Annotated in this window: 25 protein-coding genes; 20 read left to right on the forward strand and 5 right to left on the reverse strand. The window is 37.1% G+C overall.

The features are described 5' to 3' along the window. Positions 1–28: 28 nt before the first annotated feature. The 8 genes from IPK35_08645 (at position 29) to IPK35_08680 (ending at position 6481) form a co-directional block, all read left to right on the forward strand. Positions 29–1279 (forward strand): NADH:ubiquinone reductase (Na(+)-transporting) subunit B, encoded by a 1251-nt coding sequence (locus IPK35_08645; protein MBK8053322.1) that lies wholly within the window; start codon positions 29–31, stop codon positions 1277–1279. Between the two features lie 31 nt (positions 1280–1310). Next, positions 1311–2030 (forward strand): NADH:ubiquinone reductase (Na(+)-transporting) subunit C, encoded by a 720-nt coding sequence (gene nqrC / locus IPK35_08650; GenBank protein ID MBK8053323.1) that lies wholly within the window; start codon positions 1311–1313, stop codon positions 2028–2030. A gap of 7 nt (positions 2031–2037) precedes the next feature. Further along, positions 2038–2730 (forward strand): NADH:ubiquinone reductase (Na(+)-transporting) subunit D, encoded by a 693-nt coding sequence (locus tag IPK35_08655; GenBank protein MBK8053324.1) that lies wholly within the window; start codon positions 2038–2040, stop codon positions 2728–2730. A 20-nt stretch (positions 2731–2750) separates the two neighbouring features. Continuing rightward, on the forward strand, positions 2751–3356 hold the full coding sequence (gene nqrE / locus IPK35_08660; GenBank protein ID MBK8053325.1) for an NADH:ubiquinone reductase (Na(+)-transporting) subunit E: 606 nt from the start codon (positions 2751–2753) through the stop codon (positions 3354–3356). Positions 3357–3376: 20 nt separating this feature from the next. Then, positions 3377–4699: an NADH:ubiquinone reductase (Na(+)-transporting) subunit F gene (locus IPK35_08665; GenBank protein ID MBK8053326.1), complete on the forward strand. Its 1323-nt coding sequence runs from the start codon at positions 3377–3379 to the stop codon at positions 4697–4699. 214 nt (positions 4700–4913) lie between these two features. Further along, positions 4914–5141 (forward strand): helix-turn-helix transcriptional regulator, encoded by a 228-nt coding sequence (locus IPK35_08670; protein ID MBK8053327.1) that lies wholly within the window; start codon positions 4914–4916, stop codon positions 5139–5141. Position 5142: 1 nt separating this feature from the next. Further along, on the forward strand, positions 5143–5469 hold the full coding sequence (locus IPK35_08675; protein ID MBK8053328.1) for a HipA N-terminal domain-containing protein: 327 nt from the start codon (positions 5143–5145) through the stop codon (positions 5467–5469). Next, positions 5456–6481 (forward strand): HipA domain-containing protein, encoded by a 1026-nt coding sequence (locus tag IPK35_08680; protein MBK8053329.1) that lies wholly within the window; start codon positions 5456–5458, stop codon positions 6479–6481. The genes IPK35_08675 and IPK35_08680 overlap by 14 nt, the downstream gene beginning before the upstream one ends. Before the next feature lie 1137 nt (positions 6482–7618). Here IPK35_08680 and IPK35_08685 read toward each other — a convergent pair. Then, positions 7619–9451, reverse strand: a complete 1833-nt coding sequence (locus tag IPK35_08685; protein ID MBK8053330.1) for a glycoside hydrolase family 13 protein — start codon at positions 9449–9451, stop codon at positions 7619–7621. Positions 9452–9596: 145 nt separating this feature from the next. Between IPK35_08685 and IPK35_08690 the strand changes: the two genes are divergently transcribed. Next, on the forward strand, positions 9597–9992 hold the full coding sequence (locus IPK35_08690; GenBank protein ID MBK8053331.1) for an ACT domain-containing protein: 396 nt from the start codon (positions 9597–9599) through the stop codon (positions 9990–9992). Positions 9993–10006: 14 nt separating this feature from the next. Here the strand turns inward: IPK35_08690 and IPK35_08695 are convergent, their stop codons facing one another. Beyond that, the gene (locus tag IPK35_08695) at positions 10007–10933 is read right to left on the reverse strand and encodes a hypothetical protein (protein ID MBK8053332.1); all 927 of its coding nucleotides are present in this window, start codon (positions 10931–10933) and stop codon (positions 10007–10009) included. Positions 10934–11018: 85 nt separating this feature from the next. Here IPK35_08695 and IPK35_08700 point away from each other — a divergent pair, with 85 nt between their 5' ends. From IPK35_08700 to IPK35_08740, 9 genes are all read left to right on the forward strand, one after another. Further along, complete coding sequence (locus IPK35_08700; protein MBK8053333.1) at positions 11019–11657, forward strand: 4'-phosphopantetheinyl transferase superfamily protein; 639 nt, start codon at positions 11019–11021, stop codon at positions 11655–11657. Positions 11658–11661: 4 nt separating this feature from the next. Then, positions 11662–12087: a hypothetical protein gene (locus tag IPK35_08705; protein ID MBK8053334.1), complete on the forward strand. Its 426-nt coding sequence runs from the start codon at positions 11662–11664 to the stop codon at positions 12085–12087. A gap of 409 nt (positions 12088–12496) precedes the next feature. After that, complete coding sequence (locus IPK35_08710) at positions 12497–16126, forward strand: T9SS type A sorting domain-containing protein (GenBank protein ID MBK8053335.1); 3630 nt, start codon at positions 12497–12499, stop codon at positions 16124–16126. A gap of 62 nt (positions 16127–16188) precedes the next feature. Then, a complete protein-coding gene (locus IPK35_08715; GenBank protein MBK8053336.1) occupies positions 16189–16989 on the forward strand; it encodes a PASTA domain-containing protein in 801 nt (266 codons plus the stop codon). Positions 16990–17033: 44 nt separating this feature from the next. Then, positions 17034–17333: a rhodanese-like domain-containing protein gene (locus tag IPK35_08720; GenBank protein MBK8053337.1), complete on the forward strand. Its 300-nt coding sequence runs from the start codon at positions 17034–17036 to the stop codon at positions 17331–17333. 24 nt (positions 17334–17357) lie between these two features. Then, positions 17358–17900, forward strand: coding sequence for a CvpA family protein (locus IPK35_08725; GenBank protein MBK8053338.1), 543 nt, complete (start codon positions 17358–17360; stop codon positions 17898–17900). A 100-nt stretch (positions 17901–18000) separates the two neighbouring features. Further along, on the forward strand, positions 18001–18495 hold the full coding sequence (locus IPK35_08730) for a hypothetical protein (GenBank protein ID MBK8053339.1): 495 nt from the start codon (positions 18001–18003) through the stop codon (positions 18493–18495). A gap of 572 nt (positions 18496–19067) precedes the next feature. After that, positions 19068–21428 (forward strand): hypothetical protein, encoded by a 2361-nt coding sequence (locus tag IPK35_08735; GenBank protein ID MBK8053340.1) that lies wholly within the window; start codon positions 19068–19070, stop codon positions 21426–21428. Further along, entirely contained in the window at positions 21415–21891 is a 477-nt protein-coding gene (locus tag IPK35_08740) for a type I restriction enzyme HsdR N-terminal domain-containing protein (protein ID MBK8053341.1), read from the forward strand. Before IPK35_08735 ends, IPK35_08740 begins: the two co-directional genes overlap by 14 nt. An 11-nt stretch (positions 21892–21902) precedes the next feature. Here the strand turns inward: IPK35_08740 and IPK35_08745 are convergent, their stop codons facing one another. After that, the gene (locus tag IPK35_08745; protein MBK8053342.1) at positions 21903–22958 is read right to left on the reverse strand and encodes a branched-chain amino acid aminotransferase; all 1056 of its coding nucleotides are present in this window, start codon (positions 22956–22958) and stop codon (positions 21903–21905) included. Positions 22959–23194: 236 nt separating this feature from the next. Here IPK35_08745 and IPK35_08750 point away from each other — a divergent pair, with 236 nt between their 5' ends. Both IPK35_08750 and rdgB read left to right on the forward strand, forming a co-directional pair. Beyond that, positions 23195–23623, forward strand: a complete 429-nt coding sequence (locus IPK35_08750) for a hypothetical protein (GenBank protein MBK8053343.1) — start codon at positions 23195–23197, stop codon at positions 23621–23623. 6 nt (positions 23624–23629) lie between these two features. Next, the gene (rdgB, locus tag IPK35_08755; GenBank protein ID MBK8053344.1) at positions 23630–24208 is read left to right on the forward strand and encodes an RdgB/HAM1 family non-canonical purine NTP pyrophosphatase; all 579 of its coding nucleotides are present in this window, start codon (positions 23630–23632) and stop codon (positions 24206–24208) included. Here the strand turns inward: rdgB and IPK35_08760 are convergent. Both IPK35_08760 and IPK35_08765 read right to left on the reverse strand, forming a co-directional pair. Next, complete coding sequence (locus tag IPK35_08760) at positions 24191–25051, reverse strand: UbiA family prenyltransferase (GenBank protein MBK8053345.1); 861 nt, start codon at positions 25049–25051, stop codon at positions 24191–24193. The genes rdgB and IPK35_08760 overlap by 18 nt on opposite strands. A 90-nt stretch (positions 25052–25141) precedes the next feature. Continuing rightward, the gene (locus IPK35_08765; protein MBK8053346.1) at positions 25142–25663 is read right to left on the reverse strand and encodes a DUF1573 domain-containing protein; all 522 of its coding nucleotides are present in this window, start codon (positions 25661–25663) and stop codon (positions 25142–25144) included.

Below are 25663 nucleotides of genomic sequence, written 5' to 3' on the forward strand. Positions count from 1 at the left end.
TCAAAAAGTAAGTAGTATATAATAAGACATGGGATTATTAGAATTTATTAAAAAAATAGAACCGGATAAGAAGAAGAGTCCATTGCTGCACACGGCATATGACGCTTTTTTTACCTTCGCCTACGCTCCTGACACGGTTACTAAAGCAGGTACACATATCAAAGACGGTATGGATCTCAAGAGATTGATGGTCGTAGTGGTGATTGCAATGCAATTGTGTTATCTTTTTGGTACGTACAATATTGGACATCAGCACTTTGTAGCTGCAGGTGAGTACTTAGGATTTATTGAAGGATTTCATCTGAAGTTAGCCCATGGACTTATCAAAATGCTACCAATATATGTGGTCAGCATGGTGGTGGGATTGGGTATTGAATTTTATTTTGCAGCTAAAAAAGGCCATGCAGTAGAAGAAGGATATCTTGTGACGGGAGCTTTGATTCCGTTGATCATGCCCCCTGATATACCTTTGTGGATTCTGGCAATGTCTATCGCATTTGCAGTCATCATAGGCAAAGAAGCTTTTGGAGGCACAGGAATGAATATATGGAACATTGCCTTATTATCAAGAGTGTTCGTGTTTTTTGCTTATCCATTGACCATAGCGGGTGACCAGTGTTGGATATCGGGATTTGAGAAAATCGGAGATGGTGCAGCTGTAAATTATGGTTGGTGGCATACGGGATTTTTTAATTCTATTTTTGAGGCAATTGGATTAACAACATTTGACGCTACCAGTACTGTCATCAATGGTTATAGTGGAGCTACACCTCTGGCATTAGCTTATGAAGGAGGTTGGGAAAAAGTAACTGCCACATTTAGTGAAAGTCAAATGATTTGGGGAGCGATTCCCGGTTCAATAGGAGAGACGAGTAAGGTATTGATCATCATTGGTGCATTGATCTTACTGTTGACAAAAGTGGCATCCTGGAGAATTATGGCAGGAATGATGGTAGGACTTATTGGTACATCCTGGTTGCTCAACGCATTAGGCAGTACACCTTTTATGACAGTCACATGGACACAACACCTGATGATGGGATCGTTCTTATTTGCGATGGCATTTATGGCTACTGACCCGGTAACTGCAGCTACTACCAATACAGGAAAGTGGATATATGGTATTTTGATAGGATTTATAGGATTGATCATCAGAGTGATGAACCCAGCTTATCCTGAAGGATGGATGTTGGCTATTCTCTTCCTGAATACTTTTGCCCCAACTATAGATTATTTTGTATTAGAATCAAACATCAAAAAAAGATTGAGCCGTGCATAGTACCAGTTATATAATACGATTCACACTGATCATGACAGTCATAGTTGCGGCTGTACTCTCACTTATGGTATCGGGTCTTAAAGACATCCATACTGAAAACGAATCAGTGTACAATAAAAAAGGAATTCTGTCTGCTGTAGCGACACAGTTGGGCAAGGAAGTAAATACTCTTTCTAATGCCGAAGTACAAAAGATCTTCGAATCACAAATCACCCAGAAAGCTATCAACAGCAAAGGTGAAGAGTTAACACCGGAGCAAGTGAAGAGCATGACGGGAGCATCTTCAGTAGTGGATATTGACTTAGGAAAGGAAAACAAAAAACCTGTTGACCAAAGAGTATTTCCAATGTTTACGTTTAAAGCTGCAGACAATAAGACTTACAATATTATCTATGCCAGAGGGAAAGGACTTTGGGATGAGATATGGGGATACATCACACTGGACAGTGACTTGAACACTATTGCAGGCCAGGCATTTGATCATAAAGGTGAGACTCCTGGCCTTGGTGCAGAGATCAAAGATAATAAGTCGTGGTATACACAGTTTACTGGGAAAAAACTATACAACGAAGCGGGCGAATATAAATCCGTAGCTGTGGTAAAAGGAGGCGTAAAAAATAAAAATCACGAAGTAGATGCAATTTCCGGTGCTACCATCACCGGAAACGGAGTAGATGAAATGCTTGACAGGGGCTTGGCATACTATGAGCCTTACATTAAAAAGAATAAAAAAGCAGAACCACAAAAATAATAAAAAGATGGCTGAAGTTTTAACAAAAAAAGAAACCGGAGCTTTCAGTTTCGGTAAGGAAGAAAAGAAATTGCTTACCGATCCGCTCAATGACAATAACCCGATCACGGTTCAGGTATTAGGAGTTTGTTCTGCGTTAGCAGTTACTACTCTTCTTTCAAAAGCAATCGTGATGGGTATAGCTGTAATCTTTGTGACTGCACTTTCCAATTTGTTTACATCGTTGCTTAGGAATTATATTCCTAAATCGATCAGAATGATCGTACAGTTGGTCATCATTGCTTTTTTAGTGACAGTTGTTGAGTTGGCTCTAAAGGCCGTTAATTATCCGATTTGGAAAGACTTATCAGTTTTTATAGGCTTGATCATCACCAATTGTATAGTCATGGGTCGTCTCGAAGCATATGCCATGGCCAACAAACCATGGAAATCTTTTCTGGATGGTATCGGTAATGGTGTAGGGTATGCCATTATATTGATCATTGTAGCAGCTGTTCGAGAGCTTTTTGGAAAAGGCTCCCTGTTGGATTACAAAATTATTGGTCCAGGTGCAGATTATGTGTTGGACACTACAGTATCATGGTTGTCTTGGTATGCTCCTAATAATTTGCTGGTTTTGTCCCCGGCCGCCATGTTTATAGTAGCGGTGATCATTTGGATACAGAGAAGTAAGAATACAAAACTTGTTGACATTTCTTAAGAAAATAAAATAAAATTAAAATGGGCGATATATTAAATATATTTATCAAATCGGCTTTTATTGAAAACCTTGCACTTTCTTACTTTCTTGGAATGTGTTCTTTTCTGGCTGTATCAAAAAGTGTAAAAACCGCTTTAGGTTTAGGAATTGCAGTTATATTTGTCAATGGATTAACAATTCCTTTAAATTGGTTAATTGATTACTGGTTACTTGGTGAAAATGGTCTTTTGGGAATGGACTTGACTTTCCTTAGATTTATCATTTTTATATCTACGATAGCAGCATTAGTACAGTTGGTAGAAATGGTAGTAGAGAAAGTTTCTCCATCTTTATACAACTCACTTGGAATCTTTTTACCTTTGATTACAGTAAACTGTGCTATCTTAGGAGCATCATTGTTTATGATTACTAAGGAATACAACTTTGCACAGTCTGTGTCTTTTGGATTGGGTGGTGGATTCGGATGGGCATTGGCCATTGTTGCTATTGCGGGCATCAGAGAGAAGATGGCTTACTCACATGTGCCACCGGCATTGAGAGGTTTAGGTATGGCTTTTTTCCTTACAGGATTGATGGGCATGGCTTTTATGGGATTGATGGGTATCGATCCTGCAGCTTTTAAATAAAAGAATTAAAAAGAAAAATAATGTTTGTATTATTATCTATCATAGTTTTTTCGGCGGTCATTCTTGGACTGTCTTACATGTTGATCTATGCACGAAAAAAGTTAGTACCTCAGGGTGATGTAAAAATCATTGTCAATGGGGATGAAGAAAACCCAATTCTTGCCAAGCCGGGTTCATCTTTACTTTCTACTCTGGGAGACAGGAGTATATTTCTCCCATCAGCTTGTGGTGGTGGTGGTACATGTGCTATGTGTGAGTGCCATGTGTATGAAGGAGGAGGAGATGTGCTTCCTACAGAAATGAACCACCTTACCAGAAAAGAAGCTGCGGAAGGTATGCGTCTTGCTTGTCAGGTAAAGGTACGTCAAGATATGAAAATCGGTATTCCTGAAGAGATTTTTGGTATCAAAAAATGGGAATGTGAAGTCATATCAAATTACAACGTAGCTACGTTTATAAAAGAGTTTATTGTAAAGCTTCCTGAAGGCGAGCACCTTGACTTTCAGGCTGGGGGTTATATACAGATTGATGTTCCGCCTGTGACCGTGGACTACAAAGGTATCGATATCACAGCACACCCCAAATATCATGATCGCCCGGATAAGTTTCAAAAGGATTGGGATCAGAATAAAATGTGGGGACTTAAGATGGTCAATGACGAGCCTATCTTCAGAGCATACTCTATGTCAAATCACCCTGCGGAAGGAAACATAGTTTCATTGACGATCAGGATAGCCACACCACCGTTTAAGTTTAAGATGGGATCAGATGGTAAGAGGCAGTGGGATGGTTACGAAGCAGTAAATCCGGGTATCTGTTCTTCATATATCTTTTCAAGAAAACCTGGAGATAAAGTAACTATTTCAGGTCCATATGGAGAATTTTTCATAAAACCTACACAAGCCGAAATGCTTTATGTAGGTGGTGGAGCAGGTATGGCACCGATGAGATCACATTTATACCATTTATTCCAAACATTGAAGACTGGAAGGAAAGTTACATTCTTCTATGGTGGTCGTACGAAACAAGAGCTTTTCTACATAGAGGAGTTCAGAGAGATTGAAAAACAATTTCCTAATTTCAGATTTGCAGTAGCACTGGACAATCCACTACCTGAAGACAACTGGACACTCAAAACGCATTTGGATGATCCTAATGGTGACGGCTTCAAAGGATTTGTGCATAATGTAGTCATCGCTGAGTATCTAAGCAAACATCCTGCACCTGAAGAAGTAGAGTTGTACTTCTGTGGTCCTCCGATGATGAACCAGTCTGTGATAAAGATGGCCGATGATTGGGGTATTCCAAAGGAAAACGTTGCGTTTGACGATTTTGGTGGATAATGTCATCCAATTGAAATAAATATAAAAAGGGAATCAGAGATGGTTCCCTTTTTTATTTGTAATAGCATAATTATACTTTATATAGTATAAAATTAACATCAAAGTATTAGAATATACTATTAAAAGTATAAATATGTAATATTTTGTTAAAATATACTTTATATCATATAAAATATCAATAATATCGTATCTTTGTGCTACAAATAGTATAAAAATGCGAGAAAAAGTATCTGATTTAAGTAGTCATATCAAACTAAAACGTAAACAAAACAAATTGACTCAACCATCTTTGGCTCTGAAAGCTGGAGTTGGGTTGCATTTTGTGAGAGATTTGGAGCAAGGGAAACAAAGTTTGCGAATGGATAAGGTAAATGATGTTTTGCGTTTATTTGGCGAGATGCTCGGTCCTGTTCAGATGGACAGAGATAAAATATTAAGATGATATGGAACGTAGTGGACACGTATATATGAAAGATGTATATTGTGGTAAGATATATGAAACTGAAGAAGGTTATTTTTTTCAGTATGATGAGGCCTATCTGAAAAATAATATTCTACAAGGCATAAGCCTTACTTTGCCAAAACAACAGGTACCTTTTCATAGCAAAACATTGTTTGCTTTTTTTGATGGCTTGATTCCTGAAGGGTGGTTGCTCGACATAGCTCAAAAAAACTGGAAAATCAACCACAGGGATAGGATGGGTTTGCTTTTGGCATGTTGTAAAGATTGTATCGGTGCAGTAAGTGTTTTAAAAAATGAAGAATTATAAAAAGAAATATTTGGCTCAATTTCAGCATCATGAGTCTGTGCTTCATGAACCTTCGCCTTTTTATGGAAAAAGGTGTTTACATTGTTATGAGCCATTGAAGGAGTTAGACACTGATGTTCACCAGGCTTGTAATAAAAGATTTTATGGTCAACTGAAGACACCCCAATTAGGATACAGACTTCAGGATCTGGATGAATTAGCTTCGAAAGTCATCCTTAGTCAGATAGCTGTGACGGGTGTACAAGCCAAGATATCTCTCAGCCTTCACAGGAAAGAAGACAAAAATTTGGCAAAAAAACTGACTATAGTTGGTCTTTATGGCGATTATATATTGAAGCCTCCATCAGAGTATTATCCGCAACTGCCTGAGTTGGAGAGTGTCACCATGCACATGGCTGCAGTCTGTGGTTTGTTGGTTGTCCCTCACAGTTTGATCTATCTGGAAGATGGCACTCTATGTTATATAACTAAGCGTGTAGACAGGACTCGAAAAACTAAGTTGCATATGGAAGATATGTGTCAATTGAGTGAGCGCCTTTCTGAAGACAAATACAAAGGTAGTCATGAGCAAGTAGCTAAATTGATATTGAAGTACTCATCCAATCCTATTCTGGATGTGAGCAACTTTTATGAGCTTGTTTTATTCAGTTTTTTTACCGGCAATGCAGATATGCACTTAAAAAACTTTTCACTTTTGGAATCAGAGGCGAGTGGTTTTGCATTATGTCCCGCTTATGATTTAGTTCCTACAGCGATAGTCAATCCTGCTGATACTGAAGAATTGGCCCTAACACTGAATGGTAAAAAAAGAAAATTGAATTACAGTGATTTCCTAACAGCATACAGTTTGTGTGGTATGAATAAGAAAGTCCTTGATAATACTCTGGAGCTTTTTAAGTATTGTAAACCTGAGATGCTTCAGGTATTGGATAAAAGCCTGGTACAAGATGAGTTCAAGGCCAAATTTCATGCATTAATTAATGAGAGATTTGGACAATTAGGGTTAGGGTAGGAGTCTGTAGTGCTCTGACTAAATAAATAACTTTATTAAATATGGTTCTTTTTCCGAATATTTGCGTTAAAAATACTCGCCGTAGGATTTGTACTAGCTGTGGCACAGCGACCACAGTTCAGAACTAAAATAGTTTGCGACAATTTCTTTACGCTCTTCATGTTTTTTGCCTTGATCTTCAAAAAAAAATAACTCCCAATCATCTAAATTTACCCACCCTAAATGTGTCCACAAGCCGACGTTTGTGGTTCTCTCATTATTGAGTAAAATCGTTCACTCAATTTGCTTTGCAACTATTCAGTCACCCTTAAAATAGAGGGGACAAGTTCGTTATTTGATACTAGATGTATTATGTTATCAAAAATCAGCAATTTCGGCTTATACTAATTTTATCCGCCTGTTTATTTAAGCACCTTTTATGGTACTTAAATTAACTTTTTATATAGTCAGAGCACTAGGTAAAGGTAGCTACTGCTATGCTTCAAGAAATTGCCATGTTAAAAACTAAAATTCCTACATAAATTTTGTTCATTTTATAACAATGTCGGTTATTTAAGGAATTTTTCTTTGTTTTACCCTATCTAAATCTTTCCCTTGCAAGGGAAAGACTTCAAAAAAAGGTCTTAACTAATTCTACTTTGTCAAATTATACGGACTTTCCGATTTATTGGGAACTGTTGGGTTAGCCCAACAGTTGTGACTCTAATTCACCCATACATTTATCTTTAACCAACTATGAAAAAATATCAGGTTTCCGATTGATTACATTTTGATGAAAGCGTAATTGACTTAGATTTTTGAAGGTGACAAAGTAGAACTAAACGACATTATTTTTTATATCATAACAAATCCTATGAGTGCATTTCTTTTTTTTTGCACCATGTTAGATTTTTTATAAGTCTCGTTTGTTTGTCGTAGTTTCCAGCTACGATGCGCTTTATTCAGTTATCTTGCCTGAATCGCAAAATAAAAAATGGATGTTATATCAAACAGAAAATTGATTGCAAAAATTTAGAATCATAATTATTTATTTTACAATACATTATGATTTAAATTTTTCGCAGAATATTTTCTGCCCAGTAAAATATTATAATGAAGCGAAAAAAATCAAATACACACAACCCTAAACCCTAATAACTACATCATTCTCAAAACAAGACCGGAGTAAGGCGGCAGTGTCAGAATTTTTCCTTTCTGGTCTGCATCCGCCAAATAAGAAAAAACTATACTGAATCCGGAAATGTCCAAGGGAACCTGTACTGTATTTTGCTGATCATTGTTGTTGAAAAGGATCAAAAAACTTTCGTCATTGAAGGTTCTTCTGTATCCCAGAATATTTTTGTCATCATCAAAGTTTTCAAACTCAAAGTTTCCATATATAAAAGCTTCGGAACTTTTCCTTAGTTGAATCATGAATTTGTAATATTCATACATTTCAGAATCAAATTTTGGTTTTTCCGAGTATTTGTATTCAGAGTAATCAGATTGAGTTTCGTCTTCAAAAGTGATATCTGACCATACCAAAGGCTTCCTGCAGTCGGGGTCATCAGCACCGGTCATACCTATCTCATCGCCATTCCATATGTGTGGTGCACCAACAAAAGTAAACTGATGCAATAATAACAATCTCACACGATGATGTGTGATAGCAGGTGGATAGTTGGTGCGATAGTTTTTATCTTCCTGAGGTTTACAGTTAAATTTGTATTTATTGACATTATAAAAGGATGACAACAATCTGGGCGAGTCGTGAGAAGATGCCAGATTCATCATGACCTGCTGAGTATAAGCTGGATATTTTAGAAAGATGGTTTTCATTTTATCCTTAAACTCTGTTAATGTAAGTTTGTCATTTGGTTCAGCAAAATAACTTCTGGCTTCCTTAAACCATTGATAATGCATGACGGCATCAAAAACATCACCTTTGACCCAAGGGGCCGGGTCCATTAATTCATCAGGCCATTTTGTCCACCAGTTTTCACCTACCAGATAAAAGTCTGGATTTATAGACCTGACAAATTTTCTGAAGTCTCTCCAAAATCCCAATGGCACATGTTCTGCCACATCCAGCCGCATCCCATCTATACCATCATCAAAACGACCATCCCCATTTGGATCCATCCACCTCTCGGTAACTGCAAAAATGTGCTCTTTTACAGCGGGGAGCATATTGCCTTCATACGGGTGCCCCGGGATTTTTCCATTGTGATCTATTTTTTTAAGTTCTGGCAGCGTTTTGATACCTATCCAACCTTCATAATTAAGTTTGGTCTTTCCTGTATTTCCATCTTCGGTAAAACTGGTGTGGTACCAATCTTTGTAAGGCGACTTATCCAGATTTTTTTCAATGTCTTTGAATGCCCAAAAATTATTTCCTGTATGGTTCCATGAGAAGTCCAAAATGACCCTGATGCCTTCAGCATGAAGTTTTTTAACTAAATTGATAAACTTTTTATCAGCACTGGTCCACTGCCAGGTAGATGGATCTGCCGGATTTTCTTTTGACATTAAATCTAAGTCACTTGCCACATCATCTCCAAAGGTGACATCAATGTGATGGTAAGATCTTGCATCATATTTATGCAAAGAAGGTGCATCATTGAGTGGGTTGAAATAAATGGCATTGATACCCAAATCCTTCAGATATGGTATTTTTTCTTCCACACCAGCTAAATCTTCCCCATACCGTCTCATCTGTATAGTGCGATAGAAGTCGAGACCTGTCTTTTTTGCCCATGACTCTTGCTCATACCAGTTTTGTCCCCAAGGGCTGACATCCCAATCCGGTGGAAGAGCATCAATCAAACCGTTTTCGCAGGTTTTTAATGTTGGATTATTTTTAGGATTTCCATTTCTGAACCTCTCCACAAATATCTGATACCAAATTGCTTCCCTGGCCCATTTTGGTGGTTTATCAAAATCTGTTTCAGAAGTATCTGAACCCTTTCTACTTGAATTACATCCAGTCATGGTTATCACCAAAATATCAATATGCGACTTAAAATTGTCATTTAATGATTTTTGACAAAAATATTTAATTCCAATTTATATTTTTGATAAAGTGTTAAATAAAAAGTTACTTTGTGAGTCAAAGAATATAATACCAAAAGTAGACATGTCTGATTCAAATATATTTTCTTTAATCAAAAACATGCAACCTCAACTTCATAAAGGAGCATACGTGTATTGTACAGTTCAGCAATTAAGTACTGAAATACTTCAAAATTGTATTATGATTTTTAAAGAAGAGGAATCTTTTACATTGATATTGGAAAAAAATTATGCTGATAAAGAATCTATAAATTATCAATACGTGGCAGCCTGGATTACATTAGAAGTATATTCATCTCTCGAAACCACAGGATTGACGGCCGCATTTTCAAAGGCTTTGGCCGATGAAGGTGTCAGTTGCAATGTCGTGGCAGCTTTTCACCATGACCATATTTTTGTTCCATTCCATGAAGCTTCTTTGGCTATTGAAGTATTACAAAAATTATCTTCATCATCTTAGCAAGGATGCACAACCTATTGTGGAGCAGACATTTCTATCTTGAACATCCTGATCATCCTGTCGTCTCCGGCAGAAACCATCAGACCTGCTTCGGGAATCCAGACCAGAGCATTGACAGAATTGATATGCCCACCTTTTTGAACATCAATATTTTTTAGTAATTTAAAATCATCAGCACTCCAGAGCCTCCAGGTTTTATCTCTTGATGCAGTGGCAAAAGCGGATAATTCGGGTATGCCCACTATTTTATTGACAGTAAACCAATGGGCATCAATTGTCTTCTTCTTGCTATACTCCAAGACATCCCAAAGATGACAAACCGCATCCCGACCACCGGAGATCATAGTCAAATTATCCAACATCTCTATACAAAATACACTATTGCGGTGAGCCTGAGTGATGACATGTTGTATTTGAAAATTGTAAATATCCACTACATAAATATTGTTATCGCTTGCTCCGATATAAAGTAAATCCCTGCCCTGATCATACTTAATACAACGAAGTCCCTGTGTTGACAAGCGTAAAGACAATTCGGGCACCATATCGTTGACATTCCATCTGCAAAGATATCCGTCATTACTTACGGAGTATAAAATGTCATCATTGACAAATACAAGCTCCAATATACTTCCTTTATGGAATGCAGAGCGTTTGATGATTATATTTTCAGCAGAATCCAGCCAATAGAGATGCCCATCCATATCACCCGCGACTAATAATGATTTTCGATCATTGAGTGCCAATGAAAATATTTTTGTGGTTGTATTTCCGGTGAGAACACCATCCGGATTGTCGGACAAAGGGTACCACTTCACAATCCAGCCGTCGCCTCCTGCAGAGTATAGTACCTGCTTCTGATGGTCATATTTCATGCTGTATATAGCAGAACGATGTCCGGAAAAATCTTTTATTTTAGTAATATTGGCGAAAACTCCCAAAGGTATATTAGTTTTGCTTTTTTAAAAATATGATGTTGCAACTTCGGAGCACTAACAAAGCCAGAGATCACAAGTTTAAGAATCTATGCCTTTAATATTGACAAAAAATGAAAATGGATTATTCAGATATGGTATATGGCATCATATCGAAGCTGATGAATTCTTCCTGCAAAGACTTAAATTAAGCAACGCAGAAGAAGCAGAGGTGCAAAATCTGAAAGCAAGAAAAAAAAGTGAATGGCTTTGTTCCAGATATTTGCTCACAATAGTGGCTGATCACGAAATACGTGGAGCCTGCCTTAAAGATGAATATGGCAAACCGTATATAGAAGGATCTGACGAAAATATATCCATCAGTCATACTTTTGATTACACCGCGGTGATCATCAGCAAAAAATTATGTGGCATTGACATACAGGTTGTTGTGCCCAAAATTATTGCCATCGGGCCGAGATTTATCAATGAAAATGAATTAAAATACATACCTCAAAACAATAAACTCTACTATTTTCATGTCATATGGGGTGCGAAAGAAGCCATGTATAAATGTCATGGTAAAAAAGAGTTGGATTTCAAGAAGCATCTCGAAGTCAGTCCGTTTGATTTTAGCCCGGTTTGTTTCACATTTGAAGGTCGAATTCATAAAGATGATTGTATAGTGAAATACAGTTTATTCGCCGAACTTAACGATAAAATAATGACCGTATATGCCGTTGAAAATTAAAAATATGGTTTGGTTAGTAATTTTCTTGCAATTGTTTGCCAACTCCTGCAAAGACAAAACTAAGCCCCCGGAAGCAGAATCCGCACCAAGTATTGATAAAAGCTTTTTGGCTTTTTATGAGCAATACAGCAAAGACAGCCTTTTTCAGTTAGAGCATACTGTTTTTCCTCTGGAAGGTATGAAAGCCCGACATGATGAAAATGATATGATTGATCCGGATTTCAGATGGACTCAGGAAAATTGGGTTTTTCAAAAAGAATTTGACGACTTGAACGGATCATTTACCAGAGAATTTTATAACCTAAATGGGGTCATTGTAGAAAAAATTGCCGACAAATCCGGAAATTTTACAATGGAAAGAAGATTTGGAAAACTTTCTTCGGGATGGCATTTGATTTATTACAGGGAAATGGGTATGTATGGCAAATGAAAAACTGAACGTAATTGTTGAGGTTTGAAAACCAATTCAAAAAAATGCATCATTTTGTAAAAAATGATGGATATTTCATAGGGTTTAAACCCCATATAGGCTGAATAAATCCTTTATACCAACGCACCTAAGTAAAAACACAGAAACTATTAAATTGGCTTGTTGTTATACTAAACAGAAAATTGAATGTAAAATTTGAAATCATAATTATTTAATTTACAACACATTATGATTTTATTTTTTTGCAGAATATTGTTCACTATAGTTACCAAAATATTAATTGTTAATGGGATTTTATTTTGTAGGATCGAATTTTAGTTGATTAAAATATCTTTAAAATCAGTTTGATCAGCAACATTTTAATTAATTTTGTATTTAATTTGATATTTATTTTTAGAGATAATTACCGATGAATAAAATATTTAACCTATTTGTCTTGTGCGCATTTTTACACACTTTGCCTGTGGAAGCACAAAATTTTTGGAAAAAAATCAAAGAATCTGAAATTTCATTAAGAGATAACAGTACCAGAGAAATCATTCCGACACAATACCAAACTTTTAAGGTAGACTTATCCGGATTACGGTCCCATTTGCTAACTGCTCCTATGGAGTTTGGTGGAGCAAGGAACGGTGAACCATTTACTGTCGATATGCCTTCGGCCGATGGAAATATTGAAACTTTTATAGTCTATGAAGCACCTGTGATGGAATCTGGTCTGGCACAAAAGTTTCGCGATATAAAATCTTATAAAGGATATTCTACAAAAACAAAATTGAATCAAATAAGATTTGCTGTCTCCGACAGAGGAGTACATGCGGTCATTAAATCACCATCGGGAGAAGTCTATATAGACCCTTATGCCACAAACAATGCCACTGAGCACATCACATATTACACCAAAGACCACATAGATGAGTCGTATAAAAATATAAGCTTGTGTGGAGTGGATGCCACTGAAAAACCTGATAGACAATATTTCCGTCCTCCAGGCACCAGAAGTGCTCCAGCTGTAGAAATGAGGATTTATAGGGCCGCAGTTGCCTGTACAGGTGAATGGGGTGCCCGACGAGGTACAGTCGCTGCATGTATCGCAGATATCAATGCTATGATGACCAGACTCAATATGATCTATGAAAATGAACTGGCAGTTCGTTTCGTACTCATCAGCGAAAATGACAAGCTTATCTTTCTTGATGGTGCAACCGACCCTTATGACACCCCTACAGAAGGTCTGAAATTGGTAGGCTCAAATACAGGTAAACTAAACGCCATCATTTCTTCAGCAGCTTATGATATCGGGCATGTTCTTTCCACATGTAACGATGTAGGAGGTGTCGCTCAGCTTGGGTCATTATGCCAGAGTAATAAAGGGAATGGAGTAACCTGCCACACATCACAATCCATCTCTGTAGTTGTAACGAGGATAGTCGCTCATGAAATAGGTCATCAGTTTACGGCGTCACATTCCTGGAACAGTTGTCCTTCTTCTGCAACTCAAAGATCTTCCGGAACGGCATTTGAACCAGGTAGCGGATCTACGATTATGTCATACGCGGGCTCATGTGGTTCGGACAATGTCATAGGTGATAATGAAGATTACTTTCATGTGGGGTCACTCGAGCAGATGTATGCGAAAACACAACCAAGCGGAAATGCGTATAGTTGTGCCCAAAGAATCATTACTGCCAACAGACTACCGGTGATCTCTGTCCCAAGTAAAACTTATACCATTCCGGTACTGACTCCTTTTGAACTTGCAGGTACAGCAACTGATGAAGACGGTGATTTATTGACATATACCTGGGAGCAATATGACATAGGAAGTGTAGCAACTCTAGGTACACCAACTGAAACCGGACCTTTATTCAGGTCGTTCAGACCAAGTGCCACAGGCAATGTCAGATTTTTTCCCAGAGCTTCAAACTTAACTTCAGGGATTTTTAATGAAAAAACTGAAGTGCTGCCCAATACAACCAGAAATATGTCTTTCCAGCTTACTGTAAGGGATAACAATCCAGCTGGCGGTGGCGTCGCTTGGGATGATTATTCTGTAAAAGTGGACGCATTGGTCGGTCCATTTAAGATCACACATCCGGCCATAGATTTCAGATTTAAAGTCGGAGAAGTCGTGAAAGTAACATGGGATGTAGCAGGAAGCGACAAAGCACCTGTCAACTGCAAAGCTGTCAATATTTACGGCTCATTCAATAGTGAGCTGCGTACAGGAAGCCCCAACCTTGTACCGTTGGCTCTTAATGTACCCAACGATGGAGAAGAGGAGATCATCATACCCAACAGAGTTACAAATTTCTTTAGAGTAGTGATTAAAGCTGCTGACAATATCTTCCTTACAACGGGCACATTACCTTCCAGGATAGAACAACCCTCTGTGCCGGGAATTTATTTTGAACCAAATACCAATGAAATAACCATATGTCAACCAAATACCGGAATCATTAATTTTTCTACTTCCGGACTATTTGGATATACCGGTGATATTAATTTCCAGATTGCCTCTACTCTGCCTTCCGGCATGACTGCTGCATTTGACTTTATCAAAGTGAAAGCAGGAAGTAACAATGTACTCAAAATAAACACTGGTACAAGTACAGGAAGCATTTCAATCCCCATAACCATAAAAGCAGATGCGCCTGGAATAGCCTCACTAGAAAGAACTGTTTTGGTGATTATCAAGAGCAACAATATCAACAATATCATAACAAAGGCTCCACAGAATGGTATTTCAGGAGTATCACCCACACCACAGTTTGCATGGGATTTAAAACCGGATGTTTTGCAATACGAGCTTCAGGTGGCATCAAATCCGGGTTTTGAATCAGCTCAAATTGTATTTAGCAGTATGACTTCTGCAGCATCTGTCAAATCAGAAATTATTCTTAATAAATCTACTATCTATTATTGGAGGATAAGGGGTTTAAATTCTTGTGGTGAGGGATTATGGTCAGATGTTCGGGTTTTTATGACTGAAGCCTTGGCATGTAAAACATATACCTCTGGAGTTCAATCTATCAACATTTCATCATCTGGGAGCCCCACAGTTGATATCCCCCTGCAAGTGGGTGAAGATGGATCCGCCGTGGACATTAATATAAAACTGATAAGAGGAGAACACAACAGATTAGTTGATCTTGAAGGTTATCTAATAGCGCCATCAGGTAAAAGTGTAAATCTATGGAGCCGAAAATGCGGAACACAAAAAAATCTTAGTCTTGGCCTCGATGATCAGTCAGCAGAATCATTTCAATGCCCAATAAATACAGGTAAAATCTACCAACCTGAAAATCCGCTTGCTACTCTACAAAATGAACCAATCAAAGGTGTCTGGAAATTGCAGATTGCTGATAGACAGTCCGGTGAAGGCGGCAGGCTTCAGGAATTCAATTTAGAGTTATGCTCCAGTCTGACCGTTTCAAGTCCGTTTATTGTTAAAAACGAAGTACTCAAATTACATCCCGGTAACAACAGGATCATTACCGATACTGTATTATTGACATCTGACAATAATAATACTGCAAACCAATTAATTTATACTATTGTGTCATTGCCCAAAAATGCCCAAATATTTATAAACGGAGCAGAGGCAAAGATAGGATCGACATTTAGTCAGGCCGATATTAATAGTGCAAAAATTCTGTACGATGACAATACCGATGTCGAAGGCAATGACTTTTTTACATTTACAGTGCATGATGGTCAGGGCGGATGGGTTTCAATCACAAGATTTGAAATTCAAAAAAGTAAGAGTTTTATAAATTCGGTTGATGATACCAATTGGGGAAAGGATATACACATACATCCTAATCCCGCAAGGGAATCGTTCAGAATCTCTACTACCGGAAAAGTATCTGATTTTAATCAATATGAGATTATTGACATCACTGGCAGGAGTATACAAAAAGGAATCCTGACATCACCATCCACAGAAGTAATCATGCAAAATATCCCGGCAGGCATTTATTCTGTGCAACTGACAAATGGCATCAATAGAGCTTCAAAAAGAATTATTTTACTTTAGACCTGATGATTTTTTTGAAGTTCTGTTTTTCTGAATAAGAAATCCATTAAAAACAACATAATTTGCTTGAGTATTTAAAAAGTAAGGAATTTTTAAAACACCTTTTGTGGATCACATTAGGGATAGCAGTTTTATTGTTTTTGATTCAACTGTGGCTCAGATTTTATACTCACCATGGGCAAAAAATCCAACTTCCCCGTTTCGTCGGAATGGAAATTGAAAAAGCAGCATCTAATGGCAAGAGAAATGATTTTGAAATTGTTGTGGCTGATTCAGTATTTATCGTTGGCAAAACAGGCGGTATCATCACAGATCAAAATCCCAAACCCGGAGCATTTGTGAAAGAAGGAAGAAAAATTTATGTGACTGTAACAAAATTTGGCGTCGAAACCATCAGATTCGGTGATTTACCACCATTATATGGCAATGGTTTTGAACAGAAGAAAGCAGAATTGAAGTACCGCGACATAGATTTTGTAATAAAAGATTACGCCTTTGATCCCGGAGAACCAGATCATATCCTGGAAGTATGGTATAATGGAGCACTGATTCTTTCTAAAGATGTAAGAAATGATGATGTCCAAATTGCAAAAGGAAGTACGCTCGAATGTATAGTTTCTAAAATAGATGGTGGGGAAGTGATTGTCCCGGATTTGGTATGTTTATCACTGGACGAAGCCAATTTTTTACTTTCAAGTAGCAAGCTGCAAATAGGCGAAATCATAAAAAAGGGACAAAGTGAACCCGATGCGATACTGTATATTTCATCCCAAATACCACCATTTGATGGTGTAAGTACCATAGCCATGGGTGAAAAAATTACTGTGACAGTAAGTCCAAATAAACCTGCTGAATGCAATTAAACGAAATAAGAAAATCGTATCCAAAAATCAAAACAGTCTAAAAAATGAATGACATAACAGTCGAAGAACTAAAGCAAAAAATAGACAACAGTGAAAATTTTATTTTTATTGATGTACGCGAACCTTATGAATACGAAGAATTTAATCTCGGAGCACGACTGATACCAATGGGCAGTTTACCTTCTGCCTTACCCGATCTGTTGCAATATAAAGATGAAGAAATAGTCATTCATTGCAGGTCCGGAGCGAGAAGCGGTTCTGCCAAAATCACACTTATGAATCTTGGATTTACCAATGTTCGCAATTTGCTAGGAGGTGTGCTGGATTGGCAAAGGAAATTTTAAATAGATAAGTAAATCAGTAAAGATATGATAATTGATCTTTTTGTAGCAATTGTGATTGCACTCGGATTTTATCTTGGGTATGCACGCGGGCTTATCAAAACAGTTTTTGATAGTCTGTCATTAATCATTGGTATTTTAGCCGCACTCAAACTATCGCCTTTCATCATTAATATATTGCAGGGTATCATCAAGACAACTCCGGCATTAACATTTATCCTTGGTGTGGTAATCACCTTTATAGGCATCATGGCTTTGATCAGGTTTATAGGCAGAAAAATGGAAGACATGCTTGAAGCGATCAACATCAACTTTATCAATAAGATTGCAGGAGGCGCATTACAAGGCCTGTTTTTTGCATATCTGTTGAGCTTGGCCCTTTGGCTTGTCAATAGTCTGAATGTACTCAATCCTGAAGCAAAATCAGCATCAATCACCTATCCTATGCTTGAACCATTGCCTGAAAAAGGGAAGGCCGTATTTACCACATTGAAACCTATGTTTAAAGGATTTTGGGATAAAACACTTGAAACTATGGACAGCATCAAAGGTGAAAGCAAAACTAAGTAAGGAAATCCTGAAAAATATTTAATAAAAATATAAATTTTCTCTTTTACATTTAAATTAAGTTATTTATCTTCGCTCAATATTTAGATCATAAACATCTTCAATGCTTCGGTTAGCAAATTTCATGTTATTTTTTTTGATGATGTCGGAACTCATGCAGGCTCAGACATTAAAAGCATTACAGGATAAAGCTACTAAAGTGTATTTTATCGGCGAAGATGAAAAAGAGTATGAAAAACTAGTTAAAAATTATAATTCACTATTGTTTACCGTCTGTGAAAACAAAATGGAAAAGGCCTACGACAGTTGGTCTTTATTACTTAAAGATATTGATGACTATGCTTCAAAACAAAATTTTGATCTGAAAGGAGTAAAACTTTGGTTAAATGTCTTTTGGGACAAGGATGGTTCGATAGATTTTATAGTATTTTACCCCAAACCAAATTCCAAAAATATAAATTATGATCAGTTGAAAATTATACTGATAGATTTTGGAAAATCATACCAGTCCCCATTAAAATATACTTCCACTTTTTCGCATTATGGGAGTGCATCTTTCCCCCTTTTCAACAAATCCATATCGGGTTCCGAAAAGTAAACTGCATAATATTTTATACACACTTAATATTGTGTGTAAAACGAATTGCACAAATTCATATTTTATTCCCCGCTACCCTCATTCCCTAAAGAGCCTGTCAAGCTACGCTTAAGACGAGCCACCTACTTGTACTTTTCAAAGCGCTGCACTCTACTTTAGGGGCTACCGTTTACACATAAGTATGAAAGTTCCGGCATGATAAATATTTGAAAATATTTTTGAGAAAAGTGCCTCTTTTTAACTGTTTTTACCCATCCCCGACCCTTCCCTAAAAATGGAAGGGTGACTCGCAACGCTTGGCATTTGAACGTAATTCATGAAAAATAGTTTTTATTTTATAAAGAAGGGTTCAGAATCACACACCACCTAAGATGTGTGTAAACGGTAGCCTTTAAGGGGTCGGGCCTGCATGCGTGCCTTGGCGGGCAGGGGTTATTGAAGCAGATTTAACCTGTATATTTGGACTAATATGTATTCTTAAATCAAATACTTTATTATTTAAAAAAGTGCTATTATGTTATATACGGACTAAATATTTATTTTTTTCATATATATGATAAAATGATATATCTTTGTATTTTGATTATGTGATCAATACAACGATGAATCCTTATATTCTTAATCACCAACAAAAAAACCTTGTCCACTCTGAAGCCACCCTCTTCAATGTGACATATAGAGATGTTTCTGAAGCTTTGCATACTGTAGCCATGCGAGTTTTGAAAAATTGCTATGAACATAAATCCACATACCTAGTTATTCCTGATCCAGAAGTCAGAAAACAAATAGGTGAAAGTCTGCAAACTCTGATGATTGACGACCTGACTTTGTTCGTACATCTGCAAAAGTCGGTAAGTGAAATTGATCTTAATGCACTAAGGGACAAATGCGGCTCGAAGAGAACACCATGTGAAAGCAAAACTTCCAGTGGCTATCTTTATGATGTGTTAAATGACAAAATCAAAAATCATTACCTGCAAATGCACAGTAAGATTATTTATAATGATAAGTCATGGTCTAAATTATTAACTCGTTATTTGGGTTTGACTGAAAAAAATACTTATTCAGTATTTAATGATCTGGAAGAAGGAACACAACTTGATTTTTCAAAGTCTGAGTATGACTCTATTTCTGAAAATATTTCAGAAGCACTTTTCTTGTACCAGAGAGAATTTGAGTTGACTCAAATAAGCATGACAGACAAAACATTGTTCCATCCCTCTATCGACCATCGGGATGATTTTCATAATATATCATACACACTATACGGTTTTAAACAAGAAGCATGTCTTCTGGCTGGAAGATATAGAGACTTCATATCTGAAATTGAACAACTCCATATAAAGTCATCAGTTAAAGAGACTGATCAAATCATTGATAAAATAAACTACCTTATTTATGTTTCTCAACTTAACGAACAAGAAACACCTGACTCCAATGGTTTTTTTTCTGGACTGTTTACATCCCAAAAAAATAAGAAGGATAATTCATTACTACAGGAATCAAATAAGCTCCTTGATGAGATAAAAGATAAAGGGATAGTTAACCTGAACTATCCCAAAATCAATAATTACGGTGAAATAGGACCCGCTCTCCGATTCATGTCCGATGTGATGACATCCAAAAGACATCAAATACCTCAAATGGCAGAGGAATTGATTAAATCTGTCAATAAACTCAATTATCTGGATCCTGCAGCAGAAAATCTTGAATTTGGGTTAAATGATTTGCTAGAAAGAGTCAATGCTTCGAATATATTCAGGATCAAGCATGAATTCAATACATTGAGCATAAAAAAGCAAATGGAATACTTGCAGCATTTGATTCACTTACTTGAGACAGCGATATTGAGTATCGAAAAAAATATAAATTACTATCAATGGTTGAAATTCTTAAATACCATTGGTGAAAAAAGCAAATGTATCATCCTTCACCTGAAATTTTACGATCCGTCTGACTGGCAGGATTTATTTAAAGCCTGGTATCTGGAAAAATTGCTGGAAAATAACTTTCCTTATACAGATATAACACCAGAACACAGTGAATTGCTGGAGCAATACCTCATCGAGAAAGAAAAATTTAATGTCGGACGCTATAAAAACAGAATTTTGGAAGAATTTGAATCCAAAATGACCACCATTAAAAAAGAGCATCCTGAGTTGAATAGTTTGCTTGTCAAGAGAAAAGCACTGAAACACCCTGTGTTATGGAAAAACTTCCTTGCGACAAATACAGAAATGATTACTGCTGTATATCCGGTCATTGTAGCAGAAAGTGATGATGTTCCGGATTTAAAAACCCATGCATTAGAAGAAATTATTTATCTCGATTTTCCTGGAATTAAGGTAGACAAGATGAATGTTTTTAAATCAACTATTTTCTTTTTTAAAGAAGAATCATTTCAAGGCATTCCGGAATATAGTTTGACAAAAGAACCGCTTTGTGCATTTAAGACACTTCAGGAAACTCATACTACAGGCAAAATCTCATTGGTAAGAAGTATTACAAATGAACTTTTGCAGTTCGGAATTCAGCCGGCAATTTATGGATTATGGGACACAACTATCATTAGTTTTTGCTCTGATTACTACAATGGACGACTGAATGATGACTTTTATAACTCAGGTATCAAAAGGCTCCATGGAGACAATGTCAGGCAGACCATCACTGGTGCTTTGCTTGATGATCAAAAGAATATTTTTATACTTGTAGAAGATGAACTATTCAATCACGACGTAGACAATTATGATTTTCTTTTACAAAAAATGACTGCCGATTTTATAGTGAGGATGGGATGTGAGTGGATATCACTAGATAATAAAAACATCTATGAAACCAAAGGCACAAGTCTTACGGATGTATTTGCCAGGATTAAGTTATTCAACCATACAACAATTAAAAATCAAAATCAACTGTCCATTGAGTTTAACTGAATTCAGGCTTGACCTTAGACTTCTTGATTACACTCCTGCGTTGATCCTGACAGAAAAGAGTGGAACAAAATACGTCTTTGACCCTATAAGAAAAAAAAATATCATCCTGCAGCCGGAAGAAATGGTAAGACAACTTATGATCCAATGGTTGATAGAAAAATCTGTTTTTTCACGAAATGCAATCCAGGTAGAAAAACTTGTCACCGTCAACAATATAAGGAAGAGATTTGACATACTGTTGTACAATAACAACATCAATCCCTATATTTTGATAGAGTGCAAGTCACCTGCAGTCACAATAAACCAATCAGTATTTGACCAGATTTCGGTGTACAATCTCGCAATGAAGGCCCCTTATCTGATGGTGACCAATGGTCATAGTTCGTGGATGGTCCACCAAAATATGGAAGAAAAAGAATATCAATTCTTTTCAGAACTTCCTCCATGGCTGACAAAGTCATGATTTTAGACAGGTCATGCCGGTACGATCCAACCATGAGTATCTTCGACGGTACAATTTCTCAACCCATTGATCGTCTCATAAATCATCTTGCTGATTTTGAATGAGTCCGGGTCGATTTTTACAATCTGGCTTCCATGTTTTATTTCACATACCGGTGCTACAACAGCAGCCGTACCTGCGCCAAATACTTCTTTGAGTGTACCTTTCTCACCGGCTTCCATCACCTCATCAATGGTGATAAGTCTTTCGGATATCCTTATGCCTCTATCTTTCAGTAATGTGATGATACTGTCTCTGGTGATTCCTGCCAGAATAGCACCATCAAGATTTGGAGTAAGCACCTCATCACCTATTACAAAAAAAATATTCATTGTTCCAACTTCCTGAATATACTTTTTATGAACACCATCAAGCCACATGACCTGATCATATCCTTCATTTTTTGCCATAGCTGCGGGAAGCAGTGATGCAGCATAATTTCCTGCAGCCTTTGCTTCTCCTACACCGCCCACTACTGCTCTAACAAAAGTGTCCTGAGCCAATAATTTTACTGGTTGACTGTAATATGGCCCGACCGGCATAACAAAAATAATAAACCTATATGTATCTGAAGGCTTCACTCCTATAGTCTCATCTGTAGCATACATAAATGGTCTTATATAGAGCGCAGAACCTGATTGAGGTGGTATCCATGCTTTTTCCATTCTTACAAGAGTATGGATTGCCTCAAGAAATAAGTCTTCAGGGATTTCAGGCATACACATCCTTCGTGCGGAAGCGTTTATCCTTTTGGCATGCATTTCAGGTCTGAAGAGGAGTGGATGCCCCTCATCATCTCTGGATGCTTTCATACCTTCAAAGATGGATTGGCCATAATGCCATGCCATATTTCCTGGATGAGTTGGAATTAATGCTATGGGCTTTATCTCCAGATTTGTCCAGTGTCCATCTATGTAATCGGCCACAAACATATGATCAGAATAAAACTTTCCAAATGGGAGATGGTCAAAATCAATATTTTCAATATTTGATTGTGAAGTTTTAGTTATTTTTATCTGGTATTTCATAATACTTGGGTTTTAACTCATAATAAAAACATTCTGACCTTAGAGTGTGTTTAAATTTTCAAGTTTGAGCGAAGTGAGAAAATTTAATAACCGGCATAAATATAGAAAAAATATAAAGGTCAATTCGTGCAACAAAAATACGACATTCCTTTTAAAAAAATTGTTAATCAGATAATATTTTTTAAATTTCATCAAACTTTATTTTATATTTTTACATATTTAAAAATTATATTCTGATGAATGAAATAAATGATACAGTCTACCAAATTCCTTCACTCACTTTGGAACAACTATCCAAAGAAGGTGCCGGATTTAAAAAAATAATATTAGTAGTTGAAAAAACCAAGTTTACTACCGCAGAATCTGCTACTTTACGATTGATCATAAATGCAATAAAACTCGATTTTGAAAATGATATCATTTTGTTGAAAATAGATAATCATGAAAAGGTGTCCTTGTCTTCACTAATAGATGATTATCAGGATATTCTGATTTTTGGTTTACCACCTTCCGTTCTTGGATTTTTTATTGAGTATAAAGCATATCATATTTTGCAATTCGAAAAAAAACGTATGCTGGTGGCAGACTCACTGGAAGAACTAAATGTGTCAAAATCCAAAAAAGGACTTCTTTGGTCTGTATTACAAAATATGTATCAAGTCTGATCTACTATGAAAACATTAATATTTGCTACATCAAATAAACATAAACTGGAAGAACTCAAAGCTATACTCCCAGAATATCAGATACTGGGATTGGAAGATGTCGGAATCACTGGAGAAATACCCGAAACAGGAGATATATTGGAAGAAAATGCTACCATTAAGGCTCAATACCTTTTTGATAAAACCGGGTTGCCTTCTTTTGCAGAAGACACAGGTCTGGAAGTGAAGGATCTTGCCGGCGCACCGGGAGTCCATACGGCGAGGTACGCAGGAGCCCACAGAGACCCAAAAGCCAATATGGATCTTTTATTGCAAAACTTAAAAAATAGTGCTGACAGGTCTGCAAGATTCAGGACTGTCATAGCTTACATTTCGGATCAGGGTACAATTCTATTTGAAGGACAAGTATCAGGACATATTGCCCTTGAAAAATCTGGTGACGGAGGTTTCGGATATGATCCTGTATTCATTCCTGATGGTCACACAAAAACATTTGCTGAACTCAGTCAGGAAGTCAAAAACAAGATCAGTCATCGTGCCCGTGCCGTACAGTCACTATTGAAATATCTACAACAACACATCTAATATGTACATACTCCCGAAAACGACACTTGCAATACCGTTTGTCGTAAAAAAAGCTTGATTTACCCTACTCAAATCTCTGGGTGATATGATGCTGTGCTGATACACCAGCATGCTAAAAAAAATGCCCATACCTATCATGACTATGACACTCAATGATAAAGGCTGGAAATATAAAGCCATACTCACGGTCAGGAGAGCTGCAGAAATAAAATGCAGGATTTTGGATAGATGCATAGAGTTGACTCTTCCAAGTTTTACCGGGATAGAATACAGCTGGTTTTCTTTATCAAATGATTCATCCTGGAGTGCATATATGATATCAAAGCCAGCGACCCAAAATAGTACAGACAATCCTATCAGCACCGGCGGTAGTGCAAAACTACCGGTAACGGCCAGATAGGCACCTACCGGTGCTAAAGACAGACCTAATCCTAAGACTAAATGACACAAGGCTGTGAACCTTTTGGTAAATGAGTACCCCAATACTATCAGCAATGCCACAGGACTCAACCAAAAACAAAGCGGATTAATAAACCAGGTACACACAATAAATAGAATACAATTGGCCATCACAAAAATAAGTGCTGCATCCGCCATGATAATACCCGAAGGGATCTCTCTTATTATGGTTCTTGGATTTTTTGAATCTATATCCTTATCTAACCATCTATTGAAAGCCATAGCAGCACTTCTTGCAAATACCATACATAGTATAACTAAAAGCAGGATTTTTAAGTCAAATCCGCCACCTTGTATCACAGAACCGGAGACAAAACCCACCAATGCAAATGGCATAGCAAATATGGTATGACTGAATTTGATAAGTGAAAGATAATTTTTCAATCCTGTGGTTATATTTTTACTATTGTACACCAACAAAAAAGGCTGCCCAATAGTTGAACAGCCTCTTATAAATTTTTAATATGACCAGAATTATTTACCGGCTTCGTCAGCTTTTTTGTTTACTTTTCCTTTAATCTCTAAGTAAGTATCCATAGGATCAGTATTAGCTGTAATGGTGACTCTTTTTGAATCATCTTTTCCACCAACTGCACCTTTTCCTTTAGAATCGTATACTACTTTGATCTCACCAGATTTACCCGGAGCGATAGCATCTTTTGGCCAGTCAGGAACAGTACATCCACAAGTAGCGTTTGCTTTAGTAATGATCAAAGGCTCCTTTCCTGTATTTTTAAACTTAAAAATTTTAGTAACTTTTTCACCGTCCATTACAGTACCCCAGTCGTAAGACATCTGCTCAAATTTGATACTGGTAAGTGGACCTGTCGGAACAGGAGTTGCAGCTGCAGCGTTTGGATCAGTTGCAATAGCAGCAGCATTGGGATCTTGTGCCGGTATAGCAGCAGGATCAGTAGTCACAGGCACGGCACTTACCTCTGCAGCATCAGGTGCTGTGTTAGCATCATCAGTAGCTTTTTCTTTACAAGATGTCAT

Source organism: Saprospiraceae bacterium, assembly GCA_016713025.1.
In the GTDB taxonomy this organism is placed as follows: Bacteria; Bacteroidota; Bacteroidia; order Chitinophagales; family Saprospiraceae; genus OLB9.

Bases quoted from the DNA above. Each gene is read 5' to 3' on its own strand.
- IPK35_08645 (MBK8053322.1), top strand. From the start codon at position 29: ATGGGATTATTAGAATTTATTAAAAAAATAGAACCGGATAAGAAGAAG.
- nqrC (MBK8053323.1), top strand. From the start codon at position 1,311: ATGACAGTCATAGTTGCGGCTGTACTCTCACTTATGGTATCGGGTCTT.
- IPK35_08655 (MBK8053324.1), top strand. From the start codon at position 2,038: ATGGCTGAAGTTTTAACAAAAAAAGAAACCGGAGCTTTCAGTTTCGGT.
- nqrE (MBK8053325.1), top strand. From the start codon at position 2,751: ATGGGCGATATATTAAATATATTTATCAAATCGGCTTTTATTGAAAAC.
- IPK35_08665 (MBK8053326.1), top strand. From the start codon at position 3,377: ATGTTTGTATTATTATCTATCATAGTTTTTTCGGCGGTCATTCTTGGA.
- IPK35_08670 (MBK8053327.1), top strand. From the start codon at position 4,914: ATGCGAGAAAAAGTATCTGATTTAAGTAGTCATATCAAACTAAAACGT.
- IPK35_08675 (MBK8053328.1), top strand. From the start codon at position 5,143: ATGGAACGTAGTGGACACGTATATATGAAAGATGTATATTGTGGTAAG.
- IPK35_08680 (MBK8053329.1), top strand. From the start codon at position 5,456: ATGAAGAATTATAAAAAGAAATATTTGGCTCAATTTCAGCATCATGAG.
- IPK35_08685 (MBK8053330.1), bottom strand. From the start codon at position 9,451: ATGACTGGATGTAATTCAAGTAGAAAGGGTTCAGATACTTCTGAAACA.
- IPK35_08690 (MBK8053331.1), top strand. From the start codon at position 9,597: ATGTCTGATTCAAATATATTTTCTTTAATCAAAAACATGCAACCTCAA.
- IPK35_08700 (MBK8053333.1), top strand. From the start codon at position 11,019: ATGCCTTTAATATTGACAAAAAATGAAAATGGATTATTCAGATATGGT.
- IPK35_08705 (MBK8053334.1), top strand. From the start codon at position 11,662: ATGGTTTGGTTAGTAATTTTCTTGCAATTGTTTGCCAACTCCTGCAAA.
- IPK35_08710 (MBK8053335.1), top strand. From the start codon at position 12,497: ATGAATAAAATATTTAACCTATTTGTCTTGTGCGCATTTTTACACACT.
- IPK35_08720 (MBK8053337.1), top strand. From the start codon at position 17,034: ATGAATGACATAACAGTCGAAGAACTAAAGCAAAAAATAGACAACAGT.
- IPK35_08725 (MBK8053338.1), top strand. From the start codon at position 17,358: ATGATAATTGATCTTTTTGTAGCAATTGTGATTGCACTCGGATTTTAT.
- IPK35_08730 (MBK8053339.1), top strand. From the start codon at position 18,001: ATGCTTCGGTTAGCAAATTTCATGTTATTTTTTTTGATGATGTCGGAA.
- IPK35_08745 (MBK8053342.1), bottom strand. From the start codon at position 22,958: ATGAAATACCAGATAAAAATAACTAAAACTTCACAATCAAATATTGAA.
- IPK35_08750 (MBK8053343.1), top strand. From the start codon at position 23,195: ATGAATGAAATAAATGATACAGTCTACCAAATTCCTTCACTCACTTTG.
- rdgB (MBK8053344.1), top strand. From the start codon at position 23,630: ATGAAAACATTAATATTTGCTACATCAAATAAACATAAACTGGAAGAA.
- IPK35_08765 (MBK8053346.1), bottom strand. From the start codon at position 25,663: ATGACATCTTGTAAAGAAAAAGCTACTGATGATGCTAACACAGCACCT.